This is a genomic window from Faecalimonas umbilicata (genome assembly GCF_004346095.1).
GTDB lineage: Bacteria > Bacillota > Clostridia > Lachnospirales > Lachnospiraceae > Faecalimonas > Faecalimonas umbilicata.
Genome location: NZ_SLZV01000007.1, coordinates 8,489 through 32,697, shown reverse-complemented (window position 1 = coordinate 32,697; position 24,209 = coordinate 8,489). Strand labels below are relative to the sequence as shown.

The window sequence follows — 24,209 nt, the reverse complement described above, 5'->3', positions numbered from 1 at the left end:
ACAAAAATATTACAAAGACTACACTTTTTCTTGTGATTTTTAAAACTTTATTGTATTATATATAGGATAATGGAAAAAAATAGATATAGAATCAAATGAAATAAACAATAGATGAGAAACGGGTGAATGAATTTTGATCAAAGATAATCAGAAACATTTTAACCGGATGCATGTTGTGCTGGATGCATGTGTGATTATTTTTTCTTATGTTCTGGCATGGTATCTTCGGTTTAAGAGCGGACTGTTTCAGCAGGATCCGTGGTTTTTATCTCTTCATGAATATATGGGAGCACTTCTCTACATTGTTCCGGGCTACTTAATGTTGTATTATTTATTCCAGCTTTATACGCCGAAGCGGGTACGTGGACGGAGACTGGAAGCATGGAATATTCTGCAGGCAAACACGATCGGGCTGATGGTGTTCACATTCGTGTTGTATATTATAGAGCAAGCAAACTTTTCCAGAAAAATGATCGCGATTTTTTTCTGCGTGAATATTGTGACAGAGATTTTTATGAGAAATCTTGTGCGGCATTTTCTGCGGGATATGCGGAAGCGCGGTTATAATCAGAAACATATGATTTTGATTGGATACAGCCGGGCAGCGGAGCAATACATTGACCGGATCAAGGCAAATCCAGAGTGGGGATACACCATCCGGGGAATTTTGGATGACAATCAGCCGAGAGGAATGGAATATAAGGGTGTCAAGGTGATTGGTACGATTGAAAATCTAAAGATCATCCTGCCGCAGAATCGTTTGGATGAGATTGCGATCACACTTGGAATTAATGAGTATTCCAAGTTGGAATCCATTGTTGCAATGTGCGAAAAATCAGGAGTGCATACGAAGTTTATTCCGGATTATAATCACATCATTCCGACCAAACCGTACACGGAGGATCTTTTGGGACTTCCGGTCATCAATATCCGCCATGTACCACTCAGCAACACATTGAACCGATGGATGAAGCGATTGATGGATATTTTCGGAGCCATCGTCGCAATTATTTTATTCTCTCCGGTCATGCTGCTTGCAGCAATCCTTGTCAAGACGACATCAGAAGGACCGCTGATTTTCAAGCAGGAGCGTGTGGGACTTCACAACAGACCATTTTATATGTATAAATTCCGATCAATGGTTGTGCAGGATAAAGCAGCAGAGAAAGGAAAGTGGACCGTCCAGAATGATCCGCGCGTGACACCGATCGGCAAATTTATGAGAAAGACAAGCATCGACGAACTTCCGCAGTTGTTCAATGTCCTGAAAGGTGAGATGAGCCTTGTGGGACCAAGACCGGAACGACCGTTTTTTGTAGAGAAATTTAAAGAAGAGATTCCGCGCTACATGGTCAAACATCAAGTACGCCCGGGGATTACTGGGTGGGCACAGATCAATGGCTACCGGGGGGACACTTCTATTATGAAGCGAATCGAATATGACTTGTATTATATTGAAAACTGGACTATCGGGTTGGATATTAAAATATTGATTTTGACGTTCTTTAAAGGCTTTATCAATAAAAATGCATATTAGTAAGGAGATTATAGATGGGAACAAAAAGACCGTCCGGGAGACGATATCCGGAAGATGAAAGAGAGATGAGAGCAGCAAGATCCACTTCGGAGCGGAGACGACTTGCACTGGAGGAGAAGAGACGGGCGAAGAAGAAAAAGAGGAGAAGAAGAATCGGTATTTTAGTAGCTGAAGTGATTATCCTCAGTGTATTGTGTGTTTTTGCATATGCGACAGTAAAGATGGACAAGCTTGATTTCAATTTTCTGGATGAAGATAAGCTGGAAGTATATAAGGACACCGGACCGTATACAAATATAGCGCTGTTTGGTCTTGACGCCAGGGAAGGTGAGAGCATTGAGAGCGGTGTGCGAAGCGACAGTATGATGATCGCCAGCATCAATAATGAGACGAATGAGGTAAAAGTCGTTTCTATTTTCCGAGATACACTGTTAAAACAGCAGGACGGTACGTTTGACAAGGCGAATGCGGCATATTCGTATGGAGGGCCGCAGGAGGCGATTGCACTTCTGAACCGAAACCTGGATCTGGATATTAAAAACTACATGAGTGTGGACTTTAAGGCGCTCTCTGATGTGATCGATGCACTCGGCGGAATGGAATTGGAACTGACTGCGGAGGAAGTCGTACATATGAATAATTACTGTGTGGAAACTTCAGAAGTGACTGGCAAAGATTACGAGAGAATCGAGCCGGAAGTGGCAGGAACTTACCATTTAAATGGTGTGCAGGCGACATCCTACGCCAGAATCCGTGCCACGGCGGGAGGAGATTACAAGAGAGCGGAGCGCCAGCGGCTTGTAATCGAGAAGATTGTAGAGAAAGCACAGAAGGCAAATTTAAAAACATTGGATAAGATCATAGACGTCGTATTTCCGCAAGTATCCACCAGCTTTTCTTCTAAAGATCTGATAGGGATTGCAGCGAATGCACTCTCTTATCAGTTGGGAGAGACACAGGGATTCCCATATAGTATTGCAGATACAGATGTAGTCGATGGATATGAAGGCTCTTATGTAGTTCCTTCAGATTTTGACGGGGATGTCAAAAAGCTGCATGAATTTTTGTTCAATGAGAAAGACTATCAGGTATCGGATACGGTCAAGGAAATCAGCCATGAGATTGACGTGATGTCAGGAGCAATTGTGGAAGATGGATATACCGATGAGTATGGGACCGATGAAGGATATTCGGAAGAACCATACGGTGGTTATGAGTCTGACGGTTACGAGACTGATGTTTATGAAAGTGAAAATTACGAAGGCTCTTACTAAGAAGAGAAAAAGAGCAGGAAGACAGGGGACACAAGTGTAATGATGTTAGAAGAAAGAAGAAAAAGAGCTGATGTCATTATTCCGGTCTATAGGCCGGATGAAAAATTAAAAAAACTGTTGGAAGGGTTAAGAAAACAGACGCATTTGGCAGAGCATATTTTTCTGATCCATACAAAGACAGAGGGAGTCTCGTTAGAGTGGTGTAAAGAATACGAAACAGTACAGATTATAGAAATCCGGCCAGAGGAGTTTGATCATGGAGGAACAAGACGGATGGGCGCAGAACTGTCTGACGAGGAATTTCTGATTTTTATGACACAGGATGCAGTGCCGCAGGATCAGTACTTGATCGAAAAACTGATGGAACCTTTCCAAGATTCAAAAGTCGGAGCAAGTTATGCAAGGCAATTGCCGGATAAAGACTGCCGGATGGTGGAATGCTATACGCGAAGCTTTAATTATCCACAGGAAAGCAGAATAAAAACGATTGAGGATGTGGATAAACTTGGAATTAAGACGTTCTTCTGTTCAAATGTATGTGCCGCTTATAAAAAGTCAGTTTATAAAGAACTGGGGGGATTTGTACCGCGGGCGATCTTTAATGAAGATATGATTCTGGCAGGGACAATGATAAAGGCAGGATATGGCATCGCATATGCGGCGGATGCAAAAGTAATCCACTCTCACAATTACAGTGGGAGACAGCAGTTTCACAGAAATTTTGATCTTGCAGTTTCGCAGAAAGATCATCCGGAGATTTTTGCTGGGATCTCATCCGAGAGCGAGGGAATCCGCCTTGTGATTTCAACAGTCAAATATTTACTGAAAAATAAGAAAGGGATGGAAATTCCCGGTCTGATTGTACAGAGTGGGTACAAGTTTCTGGGATATAAACTGGGGCTGCATTATGAGAAGCTGCCGGAATGGCTTGTTTTGCGCTGCACGATGAATAAAACTTACTGGAAATCACAAAAAAACGCATAAAGTCATTGTAGTTCGCTGATAAGTGCGATATGATAAAAGATAGCTTACGGATAAAAACATAGAAGAACAGTTGTAGGAAAAGAAGAAAGGATACAATTATGACACAGAGACAGTCAAGAAGAAGACGTGCAAGGAGAAGACGGAAGCATGGATTTTCCACATGGTCACTGGGAAAGAAGATTTTATTAGTTTTTGTCATTGCATTGCTTTTGATGATCACGGTAGGTGTTGTCTATGCGGCAGATAAGCTTGGCAAACTTGAGCAGACGAAGCTGGACACAAAGAAATTGAGTATTTCAGATGAAATTGATCTTGGAGATGGATATACGAATCTCGCATTGTTTGGACTGGATTCCAGAGATGGGGAGTTAGGCGAAGGTGTCAGAAGTGACAGTATTATCATCGCAAGTCTGAACAATAAAACAAAAGAGATTAAGATGGTTTCTTTATATCGTGACACGCTGTTAGAACTGGAAGACGGAAGTCTGAACAAAGCAAACTCGGCATATGCATTCGGAGGTCCGGAAGAAGCGGTCGCGATGATCAATAAAAATCTGGATCTGAATATTGAGGATTATATTGCAGTGAATTTCAACGCACTTGTCGATGTCATCGATGCACTTGGCGGCATGGATGTAACATTGTCTGATGCGGAAGTAGTGCATATGAATAATTATTGTGTGGAGACTTCGGAAGTGACAGGAAAGTCTTATACAAAGATTGAACCAGAAGTTGCAGGAACGTATCACCTGAATGGAGTGCAGGCGACATCGTACGCACGTATCCGCTACACAGCCGGAGGAGATTTTGAAAGAACAGAGCGTCAGCGTTTTGTTCTGGAGCAAATAGCGGAGAGTGCAAAAAAGGTAAGTTTTTCTTCGTTGAATTCCATCATGGATAAAGTATTCCCTCAGGTGGCAACAAGTATGGAACTTGGGGAAATGTTAAAATATGCCAAAATAGGAACCAGTCTTAAGATTGGCGCTACGAAAGGATTCCCGGAAGCCAATACGAGTGATACACTAAGTGGTGTCGGAAGTGTAGTAATTCCAGACAGTCTGATCCAGAGTGTCAGAGAACTGCATGAATTTTTATTTCCGGATCTGGAGTATGAAGTGTCTTCCACTGTGACTGCGATAGATGAAAAAATAAGAAATAAATCTTTGGACCGTTCGGATGGATCTGATTTTGTGGAAGATGAAGTAAACTTCTATTCGGAACCTCAGTATTATGAGTATGGAAGTCCGGAACAGGATGTATGGACTGGCGGAGAGACTCAGACACCAGATTATGGAACAGGAGATTCTTCGGGAAGTATCGAGGGATCAGGAACTGGAGAATCAGGTTTGCCGGGAGGTGACGGAACCATTTCACCGGACGGAGGTGGAAGTGATCTCGGCGGTGGAGATGTAGGAGACAGTATGGGAGGCGGAGAGACTGGCGGTGTTGATACCGGAACCGGTCAAGAGATGACGCAATAACAAGAAACATACGATAAAGAGGATAAGAGGATGAAGATAGCAAAGAAAACAGCAGCATTTTTATTGGTATTATTTCTGGGAATCCAATGTATGCCGTTGACTGCACTGGCGGCGGACGGAACATTGTCATTCTCAGATCCTACTGCAAAAGCAGGAGAAACGATAGAAGTAACTGTCAAGATCAACACAGCAGAGGGACCGATCGGGGACGGTCAGGTACAGGTTACCTATGATCCGACCTATCTGGAATTTGTCAGTGGAGTCAATGCGACTGGAGAAGCAGGAACGATTACGCTTTCTGCATCCGGAAATGGAACAGATTCTGAACTCGCATACAGCATGACCTTCAAGGCTTTGGCAGAGGGAGAGACAACTTTGCAGGCAGTGGGATATACAGCGTATACGTTTGGCGGTGAAGAATTGAATCTGACACTTGGGACATCTGCGGTTAAGATTGAAGCGGGAGATGGCACACAGCCGGCCGCTGCACAGCAGCCAGGCACACAGACTATGATTGAGCTGGATGGAAAGCAGTATTTTATTGCAGATGATATTCCAGAAGCGCTGATCCCGGAAGGATATGAGAAGAGCCAGCTCACATATGAGGGAAGCCCACATACAATCCTTGTGCATACCGGAAGCGGTCAGAAGATGATTTATTTGATGGATACGCAGGGTGAGGGAAACCTGTTTTTATATGATAGTGAGACAGATCATTTCTCTGCGTTTGAAAAGATAGACTTATCAAGTGATTCGTATATTCTGATCACAGACGACAAAGAAAGTGCAAATATTCCGGAAGATTATGAGGAAACAACAATTCAGATCAATGGGAAAGTATTTCCTGCATGGCAGAATGTAGTTGACACAAAATTGGCCGATTTCTGTCTGGTATATGCAGTGGATAATGCTGGTAAAAAAGGGTTATACCAGTACGACAGCACACAGAAGACCTACCAGAGATTTCTTCCTCCAACGGCAGAAAAAGAGAAACAAGATGGTTCTGTTGCAAATAAGGTGACAACATTTGTAGAGGAGAATCTTCCGAAAATCATGGTAGGGGCTTGGGGAGTTTTCCTGATGATGTTGCTGCTCATTGTGATCCTTGCTGTAAAACTTCGCCATAGAAATGAAGAACTGGATGATTATTACGATCAGGAATATGACGAAAATCCGCGTGCAGGGAGAGGGTTCTCGTCAGAGGATTATGATGAGTCCGACGACGATGACTATGATTACGAAGAGGATTATGACGAGTCTGACGATGATGACTATGATTACGAAGAGGATTATGACGAGTCTGATGACGATGACTATGATTACGAAGAGGATTATGATGAGTCCGAGGAAGATGACTATGCTTATGAGGATGCTTATGACGAGTCCGAGGACGATTATGACGATGACTATGATTACGAAGAAGACTATGAGTCGGAAGATGCTTATGATGATTTGTTAGACTATTATGATGATGACGATGATTATGAGTTGGAGCGGGAGATTCTGGACGAGGATGAAGGATTTTTCGATAAGAGAAGCGGTAAAAAAAGAGGAATCGATTTAATCTAACCAGTAGTGTAGAAAGAAAAGTTTCAATGAAAGGGGAGTACGAATCATGAAGATGAAGAAAGTAAAAGCAGTTTTAGCAGCATTTGCGCTGATTGCTATGATGCCGTTTCAGGTAATGGCAGCAGATGGAAGTATTATGTTTTCTGATCTGACAGAAGAAACGGGAAGAAGCGTAAAGACAGGTGAGACGGCTGAAATTAAATTTGCGGTAGCCTCTACAGCAGGTGCGATTGGAGAGGCCAATGTCACTTTGACTTATGATGCCAGCGCGCTGCAGTTTGAGGGCGCAGAAGGTGTCACAGAGGGAAGTGAAAAAGGATCGCTGGTCTATACGGGAAAAGGGGATGGAACAGCAGCAGAATTAAGAACAACTCTGAAATTTAAAGTATTAAAAGCAGGAGATTTGTCGATCCATGTCGCATCTTACCAGGTGACCTCCAGTGTGGGAGCACAGCTGACTGAAGTGGAAACAGGAAGTTCTGCAATCACAGCACTTCCAGGGGAGACAGAGGTGGCAGAGCAAACTGGCAGCGAACAGCAAGGACAGACGACAGGAGAAGCAATTGAGATTTCAGATACATACAAGATCACGCTTCTCACAGAAAAGCCGGATACAGAACTGCCGGAGAATTATGTAGATACAGAATTGACATTGAATGGAAAATCTTATCCGGTATGGCAGGATGAGAATAAATCTTCTTATTACATCGTCTATGCAGAAAACAGTGATGGTGAAAAACAGTTATATCAGTATGATTCAAAAGAGGGAACTTACCAGAGATTTATTGCGCCGGAGACAGAAAAAGACAGTGCATCGGGAATCAAAGGGAAGATCAAAGGTGTGTTGGAAGGACATCTGATGCAGGCAGTTATCGGAGTGGCTGCGGTTATCACATTCCTTCTTCTGATGGTGTTGATTCTTGCAATTAAATTGCACAGACGCAACCGAGAACTGGATGAGATGGAGCTGTTCGGTATGCAGGAAGACGATGATTTTGAAAATGACCTTTCAGACTATGAAACAGATGCTGATGAGGTTGAGTTTGATGACGATTATGATGAATATGAAGAGGATGATTACGAAGAGGATTACGATGACGAAGACGACTTTGATGATGAGGACGACTTCGAGGATGACTTTGATGATGAGGAAGATCGCTCTAAGACATTTTCCATGGACTTCATTGATCTTGATTAAGAATACATTCTAGTATGAGAATCTAATACTGTGCAATCATGATAGGATAAAAGCTGTTGTGGGACAAAAAATTATGAAAATGTGTGCATAGATAAAATCTGTGAAACAGTTTTCTAGTGTAATTTTGTTCTGCGACAGCTTTTCTATTTGAGAAAATGCTTTACAAAATTCGATATTCTTGCTACAATACAACACGAAAATGCAAAAAAAACGGATGTTTGTGCAAAAAGGAGGACTTATACCATGTGTGGGATTGTAGGATATATAGGAAATGAACAGGCGGCACCGATACTGTTAGATGGATTATCCAAGTTGGAATACCGAGGATATGATTCTGCGGGGATTGCTGTCTATAACGGAGCGGAGATCGCAGTTGCAAAGTCTAGAGGAAGATTACATGTGTTGAGTGAGTTGACACAAGAGGGGAAAAGTCTTCCGGGGACAAGTGGGATTGGGCATACGAGATGGGCGACACATGGTTCACCATCGGATCAGAATGCACATCCACATGTCAACAAGGAAGAAAGTATTGTGGTAGTACATAATGGAATTATTGAGAATTATTTGAAACTCAAGAAGAAATTAGAAAAAAAAGGATATGAGTTCCAATCGGAGACAGACACGGAAGTGATCGCGCATCTTTTGGATGATTATTACAAAGGCAATCCGTTGGAGGCCATTACAAAGATCATGCATCGAATGGAAGGCTCTTATGCACTTGGAATTTTGTTCAAAGATCATCCGGGAGAACTTTACGCAGTGAGAAAAGACAGCCCGCTGATCGTAGGGCGTACAGACGGTGGAAATATCATTGCATCTGATGTTCCTGCTGTCTTGAAATATACAAGAGATGTGGTGTTTATTGAAAATGAGGAGATTGTAAAGATGACAAAAGAAGAACTGTCATTTTTCACAGTGGATGAAGAACCAATCGAGAAAACAACAACAAGAATTGAGTGGGATGTAGATGCGGCAGAAAAGGGCGGATATGAGCATTTTATGCTGAAAGAAATGTATGAACAGCCAAAAGCAATTACAGATACTGTTGCACCGAGGATCAAAGAAGAACAGATTGTGATTGAAGAATTAGGTATGAGTGATGAGGAAATCAAAAGCATTCAAAAAATTATGATCGTTGCCTGTGGATCGGCATATCACGCAGGTGTTACGAGCAAATACATTTTTGAAGGGCTGGCAAGAATTCCGGTAGAGGTAGATGTTGCATCGGAATTTCGATATCGGGATCCAATCCTTGGAGACGGTACACTTGTACTGATCATCAGTCAGTCAGGAGAAACGGCGGATTCGCTGGCGGCATTGCGCGAAGCAAAGAGAAAAGGAAGTAAGGTACTTGGGATTGTCAATGTTGTGGGAAGTTCGATTGCAAGGGAAGCGGACAATGTGATGTATACATGGGCAGGACCGGAGATTGCAGTCGCTACTACGAAGGCATATTCCTCTCAGCTTGCAGCACTGTATCTCCTTGCAATGAAATTTGCGGGCGTGAGGGGGAAAATAACACCAGAATTGCAGAGAGAAATGTTGTCAGATTTAAGAAAACTTCCAAAACAGGTAGAAGTACTCTTAAAGCAACAGGAGAAAGTTCAGAAATTTGCAAACAGATATCTGGCTGCAAAGGACATATTTTTTATCGGGCGTGGAATTGACTATGCGATTTCGATGGAGGGATCTTTAAAGTTAAAAGAGATTTCCTATATCCATTCAGAAGCCTATGCGGCAGGAGAATTGAAACATGGAACGATTTCTCTGATCGAGGAAGGAACACTTGTGGCAGCGGTATTGACACAGGAAGATCTGTACAAGAAAATGATCAGCAATATGGTTGAGGTAAGAACGAGAGGTGCTTTTGTTCTTGCAATTACAAATGAAGGCAATACGGAAGTAGAGAGAGCCGCCGATTACGTTCTCTATATCCCGAAAACAAATAAATACTTTACAAATTCACTTGCGATCATTCCGCTGCAGTTATTTGGATATTATGTGTCAGTCGGAAGAGGATGCGATGTGGATAAGCCGAGAAATCTCGCAAAATCGGTGACAGTAGAATAAACAAGATCTAAAAACACTTTTTTTTAACGAAGAGAACACAATTCCATCACAAATATCGCTTATACTGATAATCACAAAAGCGAAAGAATATGTGAAAAGGAAGGGAGACTTGTTTATGGATAATCAATATAATTATAATACACCAAATGATCAGTTTCAAAATCAGGCAACGGGGAATGGAGGACCGGATTTTCATTTCGGACAGACAGACCCAGATTTTTCTCACAGAAAAAAAGAAAAGAAACCGCGAGATCATAAAAAAGCAGCGAAAATTGCAGGAGGGCTCTGTTTTGCAGTTGCATTTGGCGTGATTGCAAGTGCGGCGTTTCAGACAACCAATTTCGTGGGAAATGCTCTTTTCGGAGAAAAAGTAAAGACAGAAAAATCTTCTGAGAAGAAGGTCGACAGTACATCTTTGACAAGAACATCAAGCACAGTGACATCTGACGTGTCAGAAGTAGTAAACAGTGTGATGCCGTCGGTTGTATCTATCACAAATATGAGTGTACAGCAAGTACAAAGTTTTTTTGGAGGAACAAGCAGTCAGGAAGTACAAAGCAGCGGTTCAGGAATCATTGTCGGACAAAATGACACAGAACTTTTAATCGCGACAAACAATCATGTTGTGGAAGGAAGTACAACATTGACTGTCAGCTTCATCAATGAGTCAAGTGCAGAAGCAAAGATTAAAGGAACAGATGCATCAAGAGACCTTGCAGTCATTGCGGTTCCACTGGAGAACATCGAAGAAGAGACGATGGGAGAAATCAAAGTAGCAACCTTGGGAGATTCCACAAAGCTTCAAGTAGGGGAACCGGTAATTGCAATTGGAAATGCACTTGGTTATGGACAGTCAGTGACAACAGGAATTGTCAGTGCATTGAACAGACAGATTGATATGGAAGGATTTGATGCAGAATTGATTCAGACAGATGCTGCAATCAATCCGGGAAACAGTGGTGGAGCCCTTGTCAATGCGAATGGAGAGGTGATCGGAATCAATACAGTGAAAGTAAGCAGCGATGCGGTAGAAGGAATGGGATATGCAATTCCAATTTCTGATGCAAATGAGACGATCACAACTTTGATGAACAAAGAAACAAGGGAGCAGGTACCGGAAGATGAGAGAGGATTTTTAGGAGTTGAAATCACAAACGTGGAGGCAGAAAGTGCCGAATTATACGGTATGCCGACCGGTGTTTATATCAGAAATGTCATCGAAGGAACCGGGGCGGAGAAAGCAGGACTTGTGCGTGGCGGAGTCATTACAGAGCTTGACGGAAGCAGTGTAGACAGTATGACAACACTCCAGAATTTACTTTCTTACTACCGTGTGGGAGAAACTGTGACACTGACGGTAGAGATGCCGGGAAAAGACGGTTCATATGAAGAAAAAGAAGTGGAAGTTGTCTTGAGTGAAAAACAGACTGAAACAGCAATTCCAAAGAGATAAGAAAAGAAAATAATAAAAAAGAGCATCCTTCAGAAAACGAAAACATTTCCATGAATGGTTTTCTTAGAAGGATGCTCTTTCTCTTTTAGAATGTTATTCAGTGTCGCACTTGAAGCAAGATTTCATATCAAATTCAGGATTGAACGCATAGAAGTTTTTGCTGTCCAAATGATCTTGAACGATTCGGAGACTTTCACCGAAACGCTGATAATGAACAATCTCACGTTCCCGTAGAAAACGGATTGGTTCGCAGATTTCAGGATCTTTCACCAACCGGAGAATATTGTCGTAAGTGGTTCGAGCTTTCTGTTCTGCGGCCATATCTTCATGGAGGTCAGTGATTGGATCCCCTTTGGATTGGAAATAAGTTGCAGTCCAAGGTGTTCCTCCGGCAGACTGAGGCCAGAGTGCGAGAGTATGGTCGACATAATATTTGTCAAAGCCAGATTCTTTAATCTGTTCCGGAGTCAGATCTTTCGTCAGTTGGTATACGATTGCGCAGATCATTTCCATATGAGCAAGCTCGTTAGTACCATGATGTTATCGGTAATATAAACAAACAAAAAGTTAGGATTTCATAGGGATTTTTGGATATAGGGTAAGTTCAAAAGTTGCGACATCACACATTCCTTTCGGGTTCCGCGTCAATTTTTTGTATTCGATCCTATCAATCACTTCTTTAAGAGCCGAGTTCTTCGCATCAGGAGTAAGCGTCCAATATATTTCTAACAGTTGCTTACAAGTCGGTACAAAGCTTTTCCAGTTATTATATTTTATTTTCTCTTCTTCCAGTTCATTTTTCAAGACCTCAATGCTATGATCCACTTCCTGCATCTGCTTTTCCAAAGCCTTCGAACGGTCCAGGAAAACATCGGTGCTGTAAATACCTTGCTCTAAAAGCGTATAGATTCGTTCTTGCTGCTTATTTAGATCGGTACGGTGTAAAATCGCGTTATGAAGCAATTCTTCCTTCTGTGGGACGAGAGAGGGCACAGAGGGCACATCTGCTTCGTATCCGCGCACAATGTCTTCGAGAGCGTACAGAACTTCTCTCTCTATTACTTCCACTGCACTCCCGACAGTAGGACAGCCTCTTGTTTTGCACATCAGCACATCATAAGGAGCGCCGCGCTTAGAAGTAGAAGCAGGTCTGCGTTGCAATTTATGACCACACTCAGAGCAGACAAGAATACCGGAAAGAGGGTTTTTTACAGCATAAGAAGAAGGATTGCGAGGAGTGCTTACACGGAACCTCTCCTGTGCTTTCAAGAACAAATCATGAGGGATTAATGGATCGTGGAGGCCGGCTACCTCTATGTATTCATCTGCACGCGGGCGAGTGCGGACGGAAGAACCGTTTACAATTTTCGTCACGACTTTGCGCCTGCCGTAAAATACTTTTCCGTCATTCGCTGGATTCCGGAGAAACTCTCGAAGAAAGCTTTCGGTAAACCTCCCGCCGGTCCGAGATTTTATATTGCGTGCTTCTAGATAATCAGAGATATATCCCAAACCTCGCTTTTCATCGCAAAAAAGATGGTAGATTAATTCTGCGATCGGACGTTCCTGATCGTCAAATTCAAGGCTCCAGCCCTTCTGATTCGCCAACTTATAACGGCGATAACCATAAGGGGCAGAATTGTATGGCCACTTCCCTTCGCGGACTGCGGACATTACACCGCTTTTAAGCCTACGCTTAATAGTTTTATATTCCTGGCGGCTCATAAATAAGCCGAACTCAAAAAAAGTCTGATCAGACTCACTGGAAGGGTTGTACGTTTTTTGCGGCGTGATGATCAATGTTTCGGAGTATTGGAAAGTACGCTGCACAATACCTTGATCCACGGTATCACCACGAGCAAGACGTTCCACCTCTACGACAAGGACACCTTCCCACATCCCGGATTCTACCTCGCGAAGAAGCTTCTGCATGACGGGACGAGCAGAAATGCTATCACCGGATACGATTTCGCGGTAGATGCCACCAATAGAAAGATTCATCTTTTTAGCAAGATCAAGAAGGATACATTCATGCCGGTTCAAAATCTCTTCGGTGGTCATAAAAGGATTTTCGAGATCCTTACGACTCTTACGTAAATAAACTAAATAAGACATTATATCAATCTCCTTTGTAAATTATATTAAAAATGAGTACAAAAATAACAGCCACCGAAAATATGTTTCGATTGCGATGACTGCTCGAAGATGATACAATATATGTGGTGAGTATTGTACGCATCTTCGAGATGTGTGCGTTATATACGACCTCGTATTGATTACGAGGATTAAACACTATTGGCGTAGTGTTTAGTGATTTTGAACCGTTCCTGTTGGCGCAGGGGCGGTTTTTTGCATAATAAATTAATTATTTCCATATTTTACCAGTGCATCTCCATTTCTTTATAATTTATAATAAAATTATGAAGATACTACTAGATAAGATCATGTACGAGAAAAACCTAACGAATCGGCAGGTAACAATTATGACCGGGATACCAAAATCCACAATCAACCGCATCAAAAATGGAGAAGTTTCCCCATCTGCCGATACACTGGAAATCCTGGCAAAAGGATTAAAAGTAAAAATTTATGACCTTATCGACTCTCCCTACAAATAAGCGTCCCAGATCTGGGACAATTTACCATTTTGGAATAAGTTATCGGTAACTCCATTGTTTACTTAAATGTAAGATAAAACAGAAAGAACGAATGTTCGTAAAAACTATTGAAATATAGAAGGGGGTGTAGTATCATCTATATTATAAAAAAACGAACAAATGTTCTTTCGGACATGGGAGGTACATATGAATAACGAAGAGTATAAAAAATTTATTATTATTATGATTGAAAAAATTAATGACAATCAAGTGTTAGAAAAAATTTATAAATATGTGCATAAATTTTTCATTATGAGAACGGGTGAATAGCCCGTTCTTTTTATGTGAAAATATCCTTGAAAAAGTTTTTTATAACATCCCGTTCTTCTTTGCTAAGAGATAGATATTTCTCTAGCATTTTTCTGTCAATGTTATCTAAATTGTAATCTTCTGCAATTTCGTCAACAACACTTTCTGGAGTTCCGGTAAACATCTCTCCTTTACCCTCAGTAAGCCAAAAATAATTTACCCTAAACTCTCTACATATAGATAAAATCATTTGTTCAGTAAGTTTTCTTTCGTTATTCTCTATTTTTGAAATAGCAGTTTTTCCAACTCCCAAAGATTTACCAAATTTTTCGAGAGTTAAGTTTAAGAATTTTCTTAATTCTCTCACTCGTTCACCTTGAGTCATGCATTCACCTTCTTTCTGGTTATAGGATAACACTGACGCATTTGATAGTCAAGAGGAAAAGTTGGCAAAGGGAACAAAAAAGAGTTGACAAAGATGTCTAAGGGGATTATAATGTGGGCAAAGGGGACAAGAAAGGAAGTGACAATATGAAAAGTAAAGACTTAGAAGAAATCAGAGAAGATGGAAGAGAATTTGCGGAACTTATAAAGAAGATTCCGAAAGAAAGAAAAAATGAGGCTCTTAGGTTATTGGAGGGATTTGCTTTATGCGCAGAGCACATGTGTAGGAAAGCAGGATAGGAGAACAGATGAACAGTTGCGAAATGAAGACAAGAAGAGAAGGACCTAATAGTGTGAAAGTAGTGCCAGTCATCGAAGTGAAAATAATGAAAGGGATTGGCATAGAAGGAGATAAGATGCGTGAGGTGACGGAATATTGGGATTTGAATGGGGATTTCTTGGCAGAAAGAGATACCGACCCCACTCTGCTTTGTGATCTGACAGAGTGGAAATCGGAAAGACTTAAGAAAGTCATTGAGGATTTTGTAGAAACTCAGAAGCTTCAAGATAAGTAAGTGCATAGTTAATATACGCAACTGTTGCAGAAATGAAATGCTTCAAATTCGAAATATCATAAGATTCATGCTTTCTGATGTAATGTGTTTCGTCATTACCGATCCAAGCGGAAGCCTTTGCGAGGACCTTAATTTGCGGTTCTTCAATAAAGGTGTTGATACATTTGCTTAAAGGAGAATTTTCAATATCAGGCCGTGAATCCGGATATTTAAAAATAGCATAATCTTTAATTAGAAACTCAAGAGACTTACGATACCCCATTCCGCAAATATCCTTAAAACCTAGATTTTCGGATTGCTCAGATTGACGATATATTTCTACAAATTTAGGAGAAACCTTTTTTATGCGATCAGAGAAGTCCGTAGTAGATTTCGGAGTTGGATAGACTTCATCAATGGATATATGACACGCATTATCGTCAGAAGTGGAATATTGTACAAAAAAGCAACGTTCGCAGTGCGGACAATAAAAAATTGAATAAATTGTCGTGAGTCTATCAGAAAGAAAAATACGAGTAGAGGTTATGTAATAACTGCATACTGGTAGCTCTCCATAAGCGATATTGCATGAAGGACATTTATTAGGCAATTTTACATTAAAGCTCTTTTCACGTTGATCAGGGTCAATAGAATACGCAGTAATATCTTTATGCATAGTAATTATAGTTCCTTTCATAATACTCGGCATTGGCAGATGCCTGTAATCAAAGTATAGGAGCATGAAGTGAAAAAATCAATAAAGTGAGGTGATAAAAATGTGGCTTTTTAAATTACATATTTCAATTTGCATTTTGTGCTGGATTGCATTAAATGCAATGAGGATCATATTTAGAGATAAGTATAAGAGATTTAAAGTAGTTGGAACTAAATCGAGTTTATGGAAAAGATTTCTTACATATATTTGTCCAATCTTGAATGTGATACTTGTATTGGGAGCGCTATTTATGGCGTTTGCACCTGACGAACTTGTGGATGAAATCAATGAAGTGAGAGGAGAGGAGTAATGCTGAAAAAGATTTACAATGCACTATTTTCCATGAAACAAGAAATTAGTGATATCCGAAATGACACGAAAAATCTTTTGAAGATGGTGGACAGAGATCGGAAAGCTATCAGAAATTATGGAGAAGTGCTTTTGGATCAAGAAAAGATAGTTACTGATATATTTTATGTAGATGGAGAAGAGTGCTGTCGGGAATTAAGAATTTGTTTGTCACCACAAGAGTGGAGCGACCTTGAGAAACAATTTTTCTACCAAGAACTAAAAAGATATTTTGATAAAAAATAAGAGAAAAGAAAGGAGTTGCAAAGGAACAACGAAGAAAAGGCAGCAGGTAGCCTTAGTGAATAGTACATTAAAGCCCATTGTTAAAATTCCTTCTAAAATCTACTCATACACATATTCACACTTCGTTGTTCCTTTGCAGCTCCTTTAAAAGAGAGCTGCATCGCCGGAGAGGAGAAAAATAAAAAAGCCCGGCAACATAAGCTGCCGGGATATAACGCAGGGTAAAAAAGAAATATACAAAGTTTATCGCTACTTGCGATAATTTACTGCCGTAATAATGGCACAAACCATTATTACGAAAGTAAATAACGAATCATAAGAAACGTACCTTCGCAAACTCCTTTCTTAATGATTATTCCCTGCGCCCTTGATAAAATGTTACTCCTTAATAAGCTCCTTTCCGGCATATAGCCATTAGAAAATTATCTAAAGGTAACAAAGGCATTGTAGCAAAAAATGAAAGAAAAGTCCATAGAGGTAAGAAAATGGTATATGAAAAAATAGAAAAATTAGCTGAAGAAAGAGGAATACAGATAAGAACTCTTGAAAAACAGCTGGGCTTTGGAAACAAGACGATAAAGGGATGGAAAAAATCCTCTCCATCATTGGAAAACATAGCAAAAGTAGCAAAGTTTTTCGGGGTAACAGTAGATTATTTTGTGGAAAGGTAAAGAGATATGGGAAGAATCGCAATATTTGCATTAACAACATTACTCTTCGCATCAGTTGGAATTTGCGTCTGGTGGGTGTGGAGCAGAGTGCACATTGCTATTAAAAGACAAGAAAGTGTCTTTGAAATAGAAAAAGAAACACATAAAAAGATTAAAGAAAAAGTAAAGGAGCAGGAAGAATGAAAGCAAAAATTGTAGGAGCCATCATCGCAGTAGCGGTTGTGGCAGCAGGAGTTTACGTGGCAATGTCCGGAACTTATGTGGGGCAAGGAGAAGTAGGTGTTGTATACACTGCAAAAAGTGGGGTAAAGGAAAAGACTTTAGGTCCAGGATTCCAATTTGTAGGACCACTGGCAAAAGTAAAAGATTATCCGGTCTCACAGCAGCAACTTGTTTTAAGCAACAACGCGGCAGACTTCAATGAGAAAAAGTTGGAAAAAGATACTCATGTGGATGCCCCGGCAGATGGCGGTATGGTGAAAATGAATATGACCGTAAACTACAATTTCATCCCGGAAAGAGTGACATCACTCTATGAGAAATTTAATGGGATGGATGGAGAGGAGATCGTAGAGTCTAAAGTAAAAAACTCTATTATTGCCTACATAAAAGAGGTAACTCCGAAGTTTACAGTAATGGATATTTACAGCACAAAAAGATCAGAAGTAGGAGCTGAGATTACGAAATATCTGAATGAAAAACTGAAAGGTGAATACGGAATCGAAGTACAGTCTGCGCTGATTATTGATGTCCAGTTAGACGAAGAACTGCAAAAGAAAGTGCAGGCAAAGGAGCAGGCGAAGCAGGATGCCGAGAAAGCAGAACTTGATAAGCAGACTGCCATTGCGCAGGGAGAAGCTAATAAAGCAAAAGCAGAGGCGGATAAAGCAGTTACGATCACAAATGCAGAGGCAGAAGCAGAATCCAACCGAATCGTGAGCCAATCCATCACAGATGAGCTGATCCGGATGAAAGAAGCAGAGGCGAGAAAAGAGCACGGATGGGTAGAAGTGCAGGGAGCAGATACTGTCGTGACAGAAAAATAAAAAAATACAGCAAGTACAAGGGTAAGTTGTACTTGCTGTGCTACATAAGCATTAGCAAGGAGGTAATGCCATGATCACAAAAACAATAAAAAATGGAAGCGCAGTAATAAGAATAGATGATAGCTGCTGTAAGGATGTAACACCAGAAAAAGCGCAAGAAAGAATAAATAATTTTGCGGCAATTATCACAAAAGCAGAAAGAGAGCAAAGAGAAAGGACGGCATAAATGAGTATTTTAGGATTTTTTAGAAAGCATGGAAAAATTGAAACATATGAGAAGAGGACAGAGCCGATGGCAAAAATCATTCCATTTCCGGAGCGAGAAAAGAAAGGGCTGGAGGAATTGAAGTTTATTAATATTAATCAGCCAGTAAAAAAGAGCGCACGGTTGGGGAACCGATAATGCGCTCAAGTAATAATCCAATTTAAGTATAAAGGAAAAAAGAAGGAAAGTCAAATGATAAGGGAAAAAGCTGAGAAGATTTTGCCTGCAATAGGAATCGACATGCACTTAAAAGGTGCACAGTACATTGTATACATCATGGAACTATTTGAGGAAGGCTGGGAATGGAAAACGGTAAAAACGATGATCCTATACGAAAAAGTGGCCAGGAAATACAAAGTGACATGCGGAGCGGTAGAGCGAGCAATCAGATATGCGTTTAATGAGGCGCTGAGTCGAGGAAACTTAAGGACGATATCAAAGTATTTAGATACCACCGAAACACAAAACAGAAAGCTACTGGAAAGTTTATATATGAATCTGATCAAATATAAAACTCCAAAAGAGCACCTGGAAGAGACCAGGAAAGAAACAATACAAATGCTACGCTTTGTAAAGACAGAGGCAGAAAGATTGTTGGAAAATCTGGAAAAAGAAAACCCCTACGATTTGGGAGAACCGTAGGGGTAAGCTATACAGCTTTAAACACCTACCTTTAGTATAAAGTTTGTATGGCAGGATGTCAAGAAAATGAAGAGGAAAATGACCTCTTTTTAAACTTGATTAGGATATTAAACTTACGACTAAGGGAGGCAGAAAATGTACAAGAGGGATATATGGACCTTTAAGGATTCGCTGGAGGTGGAAGAGAAGCACACCGGGAGATATGGAGCACCAGGACAGAGGCGAGAGAAGAAAAAGAAAGCCACTCCGGAGCAGATCAAGAAGCAAAACCAATGGATGAAAGTGAGAAAGGTAAGAAGGCTGATCAAGTGGAATTTCACGGAAGGAGATTACTGGCTGACTTTTACATATAGAGCATCTGACAGACCAAAAGACATGGAGGCGGCCAAAAAGGACATGTCCAACCTCTTAAACAGATTAAAGTACCACTACAAAAAGCAGGACAAGCAGTTAAAGTGGATCCTAAAGATGGAGCAGGGAGCAAGAGGAGCAATACACGCGCATGCGATTATAAACCGGATTGACGGAGGAGATCTACTCCTTGCTAGGCAGTGGAAAAAAGGACGAGTCCACATGCAGCTGCTTTACGAAGAGGGAGGCTTCCAAGATTTGGCAGAGTACATTGCCAAGGTATCAGATTTGTCTCAGGGCGAGCCATATTCCAGATCTCGCAATATGATAGAGCACGATCCGGAAACCAAGATTTTAAAACGCAGGACATGGAAAAAGGAGATTAAGCCTCCAAAAGGCTATTATGTGGACAAGACCTCCGTTGTGGAGGGAATCAATCCAGTAACCGGATACCCATATAGATACTACACATTAATCAAGATAGGGGGGGATACAAGTGTACAAGGTAAACATATACATCGAGGCGGATAAAAAAGCGCCGCAACGATTGGAAAGAAGATACTGCTTCCTCCTGGAGTACATCCGCAAGAGCGGAAAAGCAGAAACAAGATTTGCTTCGAAGAAAGCATGGAGCACTTACAACGCAGCAGTCATAGAGGCCACCGTTGAAGCCTTAAGAAGATTAGATCAGAACTGCGAAGTGTTGATTTATACAGACAACAGATATGTAAAAGGAATGTTTGAGACACAGCTGGATACATGGGAAAAGAAAGATTTTAAAGCGAGTACCGGAAGGGATGTTGCTCACAGAAAAGAGTGGGAGAAAATCAGCGCATATAGACGGCAGCACATCATAAAGTTTGTTGGGAATGACTGGGAACATACAAATTTGCTTCGAGAGGAGATGGAAAAATGCAAAGCGAACTAGAAATTGCCAAAAAAGAAGCCAGATCCATGTATGACGGAGTTGACAGAGGCAGATACATAGGGGAAGAGCAGGTAAGGGGTACTACTTACTACTTTTACTATAACGGTAAGGAATATTTGTACGAAACAGATTACGACCGAAAACAAGAGGAAAAGAGGAGAAAACGCGATGAAGAAAGAAGAAAGACTAAGACGAGAAGGTATGGCTTACGCGCTTAGAGTAGCAAAAGAAAAAGGAATTGAAGCATTGGAAAGTGACATGAAAGCAAGGGGAATCTTGGAACTACCTCTTGCGATGAAAAGTTATGACGGAATGAGAGAACTCTACAATATGCTTGCAATGCGGATCGTATCCACAATCAAAACAACAACACTGTGGACGTTGTATGACAAATACGGGTGGAGAAAGAAGAGAATCGGAGACTTTGAAAAGGAATTAAACAGAGTCTGCGCCGACTGCCTGGAACTGGACCGCTTTGGAGGGAGCTATGTAAAAGTAAGCGACTATGCAGCAGAACTCAAGGAAACGTGCGATGTAGACTTGAATTTTGAAATCCTAAGTCAGATTGACGAGGAAAACACCAAAGCAAGAGGACAATATATATCGGTTGAGGCGGTAGCGGAAATCCTCAGAAATGCAGGATTGGACGAAGTGGCAGACGAAATCATTAGAAAGGTGGAGGAGAACAGATGAAAATTACAAGCATCGTAAATTTAAAAGGCGGCACTGGAAAGACGACCACCAGTGTGGCCATGATCGAACTCCTCTCCAGGAAAGAGAGGGTACTGGGGATTGACAACGATAAGCAAGGAAATCTCTCCCAGGCATTTAAAAGATACACTCCGGAGCGCATGATCGGAAGCTCCGTCATGCTTTTGACCGGGAAAACCCGAGGAAACATCCTGCACACCGAAAATCCATACATAGACATCATACCATGCAACATCTACATGGAGAAAGCAGAAAAAGAAGTGTTACTCGGAAACGTAGCACAACATGACCGGTATCAAAAGGCACTATCCGAGTTAGTGGGATATGAGCGCTGCATCATTGATAACCCACCCGATATCGGAATGAACGTGGTAAACGCGCTGATCGCATCAGACGAGATAATAATTCCGATCAATCTGGACAATTACTCCCTGGATGGAATGGTGGAAATGATGAGTCAGATCCAAAACATCACAGAGATTAACCGCAAAGCCAATCTCACCGGAATCTTGATCACGGATTTTGAAAAGACCGAGGCAGCACTGCAAGCCGAAGAATGGCTGCGGAAAGAATATGGCAAACGAATCTTTAGCATAAAAATACGGCATTCCCGGCAGGCAAAGGATGCAACGCTCTGCCAAGTGCCGGTAACGCAGTACTCTTCCCGGTGCGGAGCCACCCAGGATTATAAGAAGTTTATCGAGGAGTATCTAAGGAGGGAGAGGTAATGGGATTTAATGTACTGGACACATTAAACAGCAAGAGCAGGCAGCAGGCACAGACTGGCCAACTCAGCAATTGGTACGCAAACATGACCTACGAGGAGACCAAAGCCGGAATCCGGGACGGGATCACCAAGATTAAGGAGTCTTTTGTGGAGGTTGGGTATTATCTCCGCAAAATCCAAAGGACGGAGGAATATAAAGCAGACGGATACAAAGACATCTGGGAGTTTGCGGATCAAGAATATGGACTGCACCGCAGCACTGCCAGCCGATGGATGAAAATGAACGAATTGTTTAGCCAAAACGGGGAAAGTCCATACCTAAAAGAGGAGTATCAGCAGTTTGGAAAGAGTCAGTTGCAGGAAATGCTTTACCTGGAGGAGGACACCCGGCAGCAGGTCACGAAAGACATGACAGTAAGGGAGATCAGAGAGCTGCGAAAAACAGAAGAAAGCATTGGAAATCCAATGCAAGAAGAGATCCCGGGGCAGATGGAAATCCACGATTATCCAGAAGTGGTAGAAGGAATAACTGAAGAGCCTTTCCTGGAGCCTCAAACAGTCACAGAAGAGCAGCAGGAAGTACCTCGGGAGGAGATAATCGAAGCAGAATACAAAGAAGCATTTCCGGGTTTGAAGAACAAAGAAGAGCGGGAAGCATTTTTAAATGATTATCAGAAGTGGCCAGTATGGTGTAGAAACACCTACACCGAAGAAACGTTTTACCGATACGACCTCCCAGATGGATCTGCAATAATCGTAAAAGAGTATCCCTACACCAGCTGGAAGGGAGAAAGTGAAGGAAAAGAAAAGTATCTCTTAAAGCCGGACACAAAGCATTTTGCGGATGGAAAAACCAATATCACCGCCCTAATCGAGCATCTGAAGGAGGTCGGAAAGTGTCAGAAATGATGTTCCCGAAGCCGGGGAAAAGGAAAAAGACCAGAAAGAAGACAAAATCCATCATGCACCAGAAAGACGGAACATGTTATCTGTGCTGCCTATCTGGAAATTACAGAAAACATGCTTGCGTGCAAGAACATCATGTCTTTCCTGGAGCGGATCGGAAAAACAGCGAAGAAACCGGATTAAAGGTATATCTCTGAGTGCGGCATCACACCGCCGGACCGGAGGCGGTACACAATAACAAGACGAACGACATGATCTTGAGGAGACGCGCGCAGCAGGCTTATGAGCGTGATCACACCCGAGAGGAGTTTAGAGCAAAATTCCAGGAGGATAATCTGACCGGAATTGTGGATAACACACCGGAACCCAAACAGGAAAAGTGGACAGATGGATTCCATTTTATTGACGAAGCCTTATGATCTAAGGATTTAATATATCACAGTAACTCATTAACCTATCGGAGGAGGGGCAGATCGCCCCTCAGAAAGGAGTTGAAATGAAACGAGACAAAGCGGTAAAGAAGATATTGGAAAAGGGGAAGCCCTGGCAGAGGTTGGTATTAATGCACCTGATGCGGGCAAGAATGGACTTTGCCCTCTCTGCGGAAGAAGAGAAAGCCCAGGAAGAGATAGAAAAGATTATAAATAAATTTATAAACAAGGTAATAAAGGAGATCAACAGTGAAGCTTGATATACCACCACACAAGAAACGCTGCGCAAAGTGCAAATACAGCGTAAAACTGCAATCCACAGTCTTATGTGACTACCTAGAAAAGACCGGTCATAGAAGAGACTGTGACGCAGAAACATGTACAAAATTTGAATCAAGAAGGAGAAAGAAAAATGATTAAAACAGAAAGAGGAACAACAGAAATCAAAGGAGACTTATACGAGACATTAGCGGATTATGGAGTAATCACGGTAGCAGTGAGGGAAGTGCTGGAAGAAACTATAGGAAAAGAAAGAGCCGAAGAAGAGATGCAAAAAACAATGCAATTATCGCGAATGAGCGAAGAAGAAAGAGATAAATACTTTGCAAAGGAAATAGAAATGAAAGCAGAACGGGTTGTAGAAAGTATCCGAAAAATAATTGCAGACATAAAATGAGAAGAGCCAGACTGGTGGGAAGAGCCGTGTGGCTCTTTCCGGGCAGATCGCCCCTCAGAAAGGAGTTGAAATGAAACGAGACAAAGCGGTAAAGAAGATATTGGAAAAGGGGAAGCCCTGGCAGAGGTTGGTATTA

32 protein-coding genes and 1 pseudogene are annotated in these 24,209 nt (G+C 41.5%); 29 read left to right on the top strand and 4 right to left on the bottom strand.

The window, feature by feature from the left end; all coding sequences use genetic code 11:
• The first annotated feature begins 133 nt into the window (after positions 1-133).
• The 8 genes from EDD74_RS04655 (at position 134) to EDD74_RS04620 (ending at position 11,566) form a co-directional block, all read left to right on the top strand.
• Complete coding sequence (locus EDD74_RS04655) at positions 134-1,537, top strand: undecaprenyl-phosphate glucose phosphotransferase (RefSeq protein ID WP_008976485.1); 1,404 nt, start codon at positions 134-136, stop codon at positions 1,535-1,537.
• A gap of 14 nt (positions 1,538-1,551) precedes the next feature.
• Positions 1,552-2,811, top strand: a complete 1,260-nt coding sequence (locus EDD74_RS04650) for an LCP family protein (RefSeq protein WP_116441679.1) — start codon at positions 1,552-1,554, stop codon at positions 2,809-2,811.
• Positions 2,812-2,853: 42 nt separating this feature from the next.
• Positions 2,854-3,795, top strand: a complete 942-nt coding sequence (locus EDD74_RS04645; protein ID WP_116442484.1) for a glycosyltransferase family 2 protein — start codon at positions 2,854-2,856, stop codon at positions 3,793-3,795.
• Positions 3,796-3,893: 98 nt separating this feature from the next.
• Positions 3,894-5,276 carry an LCP family protein gene (locus EDD74_RS04640; protein WP_008976482.1) on the top strand — a complete coding sequence of 461 codons (1,383 nt, stop codon included), beginning with the start codon at positions 3,894-3,896 and terminating at the stop codon, positions 5,274-5,276.
• A 30-nt stretch (positions 5,277-5,306) separates the two neighbouring features.
• Complete coding sequence (locus EDD74_RS04635; RefSeq protein ID WP_008976481.1) at positions 5,307-6,845, top strand: cohesin domain-containing protein; 1,539 nt, start codon at positions 5,307-5,309, stop codon at positions 6,843-6,845.
• A 46-nt stretch (positions 6,846-6,891) separates the two neighbouring features.
• On the top strand, positions 6,892-8,043 hold the full coding sequence (locus tag EDD74_RS04630) for a hypothetical protein (RefSeq protein WP_116441680.1): 1,152 nt from the start codon (positions 6,892-6,894) through the stop codon (positions 8,041-8,043).
• A gap of 243 nt (positions 8,044-8,286) precedes the next feature.
• Positions 8,287-10,113: a glutamine--fructose-6-phosphate transaminase (isomerizing) gene (glmS, locus tag EDD74_RS04625; RefSeq protein ID WP_116441681.1), complete on the top strand. Its 1,827-nt coding sequence runs from the start codon at positions 8,287-8,289 to the stop codon at positions 10,111-10,113.
• Positions 10,114-10,228: 115 nt separating this feature from the next.
• Positions 10,229-11,566 (top strand): S1C family serine protease, encoded by a 1,338-nt coding sequence (locus EDD74_RS04620; protein ID WP_008976478.1) that lies wholly within the window; start codon positions 10,229-10,231, stop codon positions 11,564-11,566.
• 93 nt (positions 11,567-11,659) lie between these two features.
• Here the strand turns inward: EDD74_RS04620 and EDD74_RS04615 are convergent.
• Together EDD74_RS04615 and EDD74_RS04610 are read right to left on the bottom strand one after the other, a co-directional pair.
• Positions 11,660-12,100 (bottom strand): annotated as a pseudogene (locus EDD74_RS04615) (manganese catalase family protein); the annotation flags it as partial.
• 33 nt (positions 12,101-12,133) lie between these two features.
• Complete coding sequence (locus EDD74_RS04610) at positions 12,134-13,681, bottom strand: recombinase family protein (RefSeq protein WP_116441682.1); 1,548 nt, start codon at positions 13,679-13,681, stop codon at positions 12,134-12,136.
• Positions 13,682-13,986: 305 nt separating this feature from the next.
• Here EDD74_RS04610 and EDD74_RS04605 point away from each other — a divergent pair, with 305 nt between their 5' ends.
• The gene (locus EDD74_RS04605; RefSeq protein WP_116441683.1) at positions 13,987-14,184 is read left to right on the top strand and encodes a helix-turn-helix domain-containing protein; all 198 of its coding nucleotides are present in this window, start codon (positions 13,987-13,989) and stop codon (positions 14,182-14,184) included.
• 186 nt (positions 14,185-14,370) lie between these two features.
• Complete coding sequence (locus EDD74_RS15485; protein WP_278320662.1) at positions 14,371-14,493, top strand: hypothetical protein; 123 nt, start codon at positions 14,371-14,373, stop codon at positions 14,491-14,493.
• A 10-nt stretch (positions 14,494-14,503) separates the two neighbouring features.
• Here the strand turns inward: EDD74_RS15485 and EDD74_RS04600 are convergent, their stop codons facing one another.
• On the bottom strand, positions 14,504-14,839 hold the full coding sequence (locus EDD74_RS04600) for a helix-turn-helix domain-containing protein (RefSeq protein ID WP_306306571.1): 336 nt from the start codon (positions 14,837-14,839) through the stop codon (positions 14,504-14,506).
• 164 nt (positions 14,840-15,003) lie between these two features.
• On the opposite strand from EDD74_RS04600, the gene EDD74_RS15015 reads away from it, so the two are divergent.
• Positions 15,004-15,156, top strand: coding sequence for a hypothetical protein (locus EDD74_RS15015; RefSeq protein WP_165851583.1), 153 nt, complete (start codon positions 15,004-15,006; stop codon positions 15,154-15,156).
• An 8-nt stretch (positions 15,157-15,164) separates the two neighbouring features.
• Positions 15,165-15,431: a hypothetical protein gene (locus tag EDD74_RS15225; RefSeq protein ID WP_174704850.1), complete on the top strand. Its 267-nt coding sequence runs from the start codon at positions 15,165-15,167 to the stop codon at positions 15,429-15,431.
• Here EDD74_RS15225 and EDD74_RS04590 read toward each other — a convergent pair.
• The gene (locus EDD74_RS04590) at positions 15,388-16,086 is read right to left on the bottom strand and encodes a DUF4145 domain-containing protein (RefSeq protein ID WP_165851584.1); all 699 of its coding nucleotides are present in this window, start codon (positions 16,084-16,086) and stop codon (positions 15,388-15,390) included. The two genes, EDD74_RS15225 and EDD74_RS04590, sit on opposite strands and share 44 nt — an antisense overlap.
• 100 nt (positions 16,087-16,186) lie before the next feature.
• Between EDD74_RS04590 and EDD74_RS04585 the strand changes: the two genes are divergently transcribed.
• The 17 genes from EDD74_RS04585 (at position 16,187) to EDD74_RS04520 (ending at position 24,073) form a co-directional block, all read left to right on the top strand.
• Positions 16,187-16,435 (top strand): hypothetical protein, encoded by a 249-nt coding sequence (locus tag EDD74_RS04585; RefSeq protein WP_116441687.1) that lies wholly within the window; start codon positions 16,187-16,189, stop codon positions 16,433-16,435.
• Positions 16,435-16,719, top strand: a complete 285-nt coding sequence (locus EDD74_RS04580; protein WP_116441688.1) for a hypothetical protein — start codon at positions 16,435-16,437, stop codon at positions 16,717-16,719. The genes EDD74_RS04585 and EDD74_RS04580 overlap by 1 nt, the downstream gene beginning before the upstream one ends.
• A 485-nt stretch (positions 16,720-17,204) precedes the next feature.
• The gene (locus EDD74_RS04575; RefSeq protein WP_116441689.1) at positions 17,205-17,390 is read left to right on the top strand and encodes a helix-turn-helix domain-containing protein; all 186 of its coding nucleotides are present in this window, start codon (positions 17,205-17,207) and stop codon (positions 17,388-17,390) included.
• A gap of 6 nt (positions 17,391-17,396) precedes the next feature.
• Positions 17,397-17,573 carry a hypothetical protein gene (locus tag EDD74_RS15010; RefSeq protein WP_165851585.1) on the top strand — a complete coding sequence of 59 codons (177 nt, stop codon included), beginning with the start codon at positions 17,397-17,399 and terminating at the stop codon, positions 17,571-17,573.
• A complete protein-coding gene (locus tag EDD74_RS04570) occupies positions 17,570-18,436 on the top strand; it encodes a prohibitin family protein (RefSeq protein ID WP_116441690.1) in 867 nt (288 codons plus the stop codon). Before EDD74_RS15010 ends, EDD74_RS04570 begins: the two co-directional genes overlap by 4 nt.
• Positions 18,437-18,506: 70 nt before the next feature.
• Entirely contained in the window at positions 18,507-18,662 is a 156-nt protein-coding gene (locus EDD74_RS15005; protein ID WP_165851586.1) for a hypothetical protein, read from the top strand.
• On the top strand, positions 18,663-18,839 hold the full coding sequence (locus tag EDD74_RS15000) for a hypothetical protein (RefSeq protein WP_165851587.1): 177 nt from the start codon (positions 18,663-18,665) through the stop codon (positions 18,837-18,839).
• 54 nt (positions 18,840-18,893) lie between these two features.
• Positions 18,894-19,343 carry a sporulation initiation factor Spo0A C-terminal domain-containing protein gene (locus EDD74_RS04565; RefSeq protein ID WP_116441691.1) on the top strand — a complete coding sequence of 150 codons (450 nt, stop codon included), beginning with the start codon at positions 18,894-18,896 and terminating at the stop codon, positions 19,341-19,343.
• Positions 19,344-19,478: 135 nt separating this feature from the next.
• Positions 19,479-20,225 (top strand): rolling circle replication-associated protein, encoded by a 747-nt coding sequence (locus tag EDD74_RS04560; RefSeq protein ID WP_116441692.1) that lies wholly within the window; start codon positions 19,479-19,481, stop codon positions 20,223-20,225.
• Positions 20,191-20,622, top strand: a complete 432-nt coding sequence (locus EDD74_RS04555) for an RNase H family protein (protein WP_165851588.1) — start codon at positions 20,191-20,193, stop codon at positions 20,620-20,622. Before EDD74_RS04560 ends, EDD74_RS04555 begins: the two co-directional genes overlap by 35 nt.
• The gene (locus EDD74_RS04550) at positions 20,607-20,840 is read left to right on the top strand and encodes a hypothetical protein (protein ID WP_116441694.1); all 234 of its coding nucleotides are present in this window, start codon (positions 20,607-20,609) and stop codon (positions 20,838-20,840) included. The genes EDD74_RS04555 and EDD74_RS04550 overlap by 16 nt, the downstream gene beginning before the upstream one ends.
• A complete protein-coding gene (locus EDD74_RS04545; protein WP_116441695.1) occupies positions 20,791-21,315 on the top strand; it encodes a hypothetical protein in 525 nt (174 codons plus the stop codon). Before EDD74_RS04550 ends, EDD74_RS04545 begins: the two co-directional genes overlap by 50 nt.
• Positions 21,312-22,061: a ParA family protein gene (locus tag EDD74_RS04540; RefSeq protein ID WP_116441696.1), complete on the top strand. Its 750-nt coding sequence runs from the start codon at positions 21,312-21,314 to the stop codon at positions 22,059-22,061. Before EDD74_RS04545 ends, EDD74_RS04540 begins: the two co-directional genes overlap by 4 nt.
• Positions 22,061-22,969 (top strand): hypothetical protein, encoded by a 909-nt coding sequence (locus tag EDD74_RS04535; RefSeq protein ID WP_116441697.1) that lies wholly within the window; start codon positions 22,061-22,063, stop codon positions 22,967-22,969. The genes EDD74_RS04540 and EDD74_RS04535 overlap by 1 nt, the downstream gene beginning before the upstream one ends.
• A 194-nt stretch (positions 22,970-23,163) precedes the next feature.
• Complete coding sequence (locus tag EDD74_RS04530) at positions 23,164-23,385, top strand: hypothetical protein (protein ID WP_132038439.1); 222 nt, start codon at positions 23,164-23,166, stop codon at positions 23,383-23,385.
• 77 nt (positions 23,386-23,462) lie between these two features.
• On the top strand, positions 23,463-23,657 hold the full coding sequence (locus EDD74_RS04525; protein ID WP_116441699.1) for a hypothetical protein: 195 nt from the start codon (positions 23,463-23,465) through the stop codon (positions 23,655-23,657).
• Between the two features lie 152 nt (positions 23,658-23,809).
• On the top strand, positions 23,810-24,073 hold the full coding sequence (locus tag EDD74_RS04520; protein ID WP_116441700.1) for a hypothetical protein: 264 nt from the start codon (positions 23,810-23,812) through the stop codon (positions 24,071-24,073).
• The last annotated feature ends 136 nt before the right edge of the window (positions 24,074-24,209 follow it).

Bases quoted from the DNA above. Each gene is read 5' to 3' on its own strand.
- EDD74_RS04545 (WP_116441695.1), top strand. From the start codon at position 20,791: ATGAAGAAAGAAGAAAGACTAAGACGAGAAGGTATGGCTTACGCGCTT.
- EDD74_RS15015 (WP_165851583.1), top strand. From the start codon at position 15,004: ATGAAAAGTAAAGACTTAGAAGAAATCAGAGAAGATGGAAGAGAATTT.
- EDD74_RS04550 (WP_116441694.1), top strand. From the start codon at position 20,607: ATGCAAAGCGAACTAGAAATTGCCAAAAAAGAAGCCAGATCCATGTAT.
- EDD74_RS04580 (WP_116441688.1), top strand. From the start codon at position 16,435: ATGCTGAAAAAGATTTACAATGCACTATTTTCCATGAAACAAGAAATT.
- EDD74_RS04630 (WP_116441680.1), top strand. From the start codon at position 6,892: ATGAAGATGAAGAAAGTAAAAGCAGTTTTAGCAGCATTTGCGCTGATT.
- EDD74_RS15000 (WP_165851587.1), top strand. From the start codon at position 18,663: ATGAGTATTTTAGGATTTTTTAGAAAGCATGGAAAAATTGAAACATAT.
- EDD74_RS04525 (WP_116441699.1), top strand. From the start codon at position 23,463: ATGAAACGAGACAAAGCGGTAAAGAAGATATTGGAAAAGGGGAAGCCC.
- EDD74_RS04585 (WP_116441687.1), top strand. From the start codon at position 16,187: ATGTGGCTTTTTAAATTACATATTTCAATTTGCATTTTGTGCTGGATT.
- EDD74_RS04605 (WP_116441683.1), top strand. From the start codon at position 13,987: ATGAAGATACTACTAGATAAGATCATGTACGAGAAAAACCTAACGAAT.
- EDD74_RS15485 (WP_278320662.1), top strand. From the start codon at position 14,371: ATGAATAACGAAGAGTATAAAAAATTTATTATTATTATGATTGAAAAA.
- EDD74_RS15225 (WP_174704850.1), top strand. From the start codon at position 15,165: ATGAACAGTTGCGAAATGAAGACAAGAAGAGAAGGACCTAATAGTGTG.
- EDD74_RS15005 (WP_165851586.1), top strand. From the start codon at position 18,507: ATGATCACAAAAACAATAAAAAATGGAAGCGCAGTAATAAGAATAGAT.
- EDD74_RS04520 (WP_116441700.1), top strand. From the start codon at position 23,810: ATGATTAAAACAGAAAGAGGAACAACAGAAATCAAAGGAGACTTATAC.
- EDD74_RS04645 (WP_116442484.1), top strand. From the start codon at position 2,854: ATGTTAGAAGAAAGAAGAAAAAGAGCTGATGTCATTATTCCGGTCTAT.
- glmS (WP_116441681.1), top strand. From the start codon at position 8,287: ATGTGTGGGATTGTAGGATATATAGGAAATGAACAGGCGGCACCGATA.
- EDD74_RS04610 (WP_116441682.1), bottom strand. From the start codon at position 13,681: ATGTCTTATTTAGTTTATTTACGTAAGAGTCGTAAGGATCTCGAAAAT.
- EDD74_RS04540 (WP_116441696.1), top strand. From the start codon at position 21,312: ATGAAAATTACAAGCATCGTAAATTTAAAAGGCGGCACTGGAAAGACG.
- EDD74_RS04620 (WP_008976478.1), top strand. From the start codon at position 10,229: ATGGATAATCAATATAATTATAATACACCAAATGATCAGTTTCAAAAT.
- EDD74_RS04575 (WP_116441689.1), top strand. From the start codon at position 17,205: ATGGTATATGAAAAAATAGAAAAATTAGCTGAAGAAAGAGGAATACAG.
- EDD74_RS04560 (WP_116441692.1), top strand. From the start codon at position 19,479: ATGTACAAGAGGGATATATGGACCTTTAAGGATTCGCTGGAGGTGGAA.
- EDD74_RS04635 (WP_008976481.1), top strand. From the start codon at position 5,307: ATGAAGATAGCAAAGAAAACAGCAGCATTTTTATTGGTATTATTTCTG.
- EDD74_RS04570 (WP_116441690.1), top strand. From the start codon at position 17,570: ATGAAAGCAAAAATTGTAGGAGCCATCATCGCAGTAGCGGTTGTGGCA.
- EDD74_RS04535 (WP_116441697.1), top strand. From the start codon at position 22,061: ATGGGATTTAATGTACTGGACACATTAAACAGCAAGAGCAGGCAGCAG.
- EDD74_RS04565 (WP_116441691.1), top strand. From the start codon at position 18,894: ATGATAAGGGAAAAAGCTGAGAAGATTTTGCCTGCAATAGGAATCGAC.
- EDD74_RS04640 (WP_008976482.1), top strand. From the start codon at position 3,894: ATGACACAGAGACAGTCAAGAAGAAGACGTGCAAGGAGAAGACGGAAG.
- EDD74_RS04650 (WP_116441679.1), top strand. From the start codon at position 1,552: ATGGGAACAAAAAGACCGTCCGGGAGACGATATCCGGAAGATGAAAGA.
- EDD74_RS15010 (WP_165851585.1), top strand. From the start codon at position 17,397: ATGGGAAGAATCGCAATATTTGCATTAACAACATTACTCTTCGCATCA.
- EDD74_RS04590 (WP_165851584.1), bottom strand. From the start codon at position 16,086: ATGCATAAAGATATTACTGCGTATTCTATTGACCCTGATCAACGTGAA.